This is a genomic window from Pseudomonas sp. SIMBA_067 (assembly GCF_046534675.1).
In the GTDB taxonomy this organism is placed as follows: domain Bacteria; phylum Pseudomonadota; class Gammaproteobacteria; order Pseudomonadales; family Pseudomonadaceae; genus Aquipseudomonas; species Aquipseudomonas putida.
The window spans coordinates 1-247 of the sequence record NZ_JAWRYH010001064.1 but is presented as its reverse complement, the minus strand read 5'-3'; the positions used below and the strand labels follow the sequence as shown (position 1 = coordinate 247).

Sequence of the window (247 nt, the reverse complement as noted above, 5' to 3'; positions counted from 1 at the left end):
ATCGATACCGGCATCCTGACCAAGCCGTACAACTGGCTGATTCTTTATGGCCTGCCGTTCAATGTCGGTCGCACGCTGGTATCGGGCACCTGGGTCAGCAACGCGCAAGACATGACGCGCCACATGTTCCTGATGGTTGATCAGATCCGTCAGATCGATCCGACCTCCGTCATCACCGTATGCGCGGCCGGGCGAGCCAGTCTGTACATGACGACGCTGGCAACGATGCTGGGCTTGCACATCCGGG

At 59.1% G+C, this 247-nt stretch carries 1 protein-coding gene; it reads left to right on the top strand.

The features are described 5' to 3' along the window. On the top strand, nt 1-247 hold a 247-nt coding region (locus SB765_RS32500), incomplete at both ends, for a hypothetical protein (protein WP_410932876.1).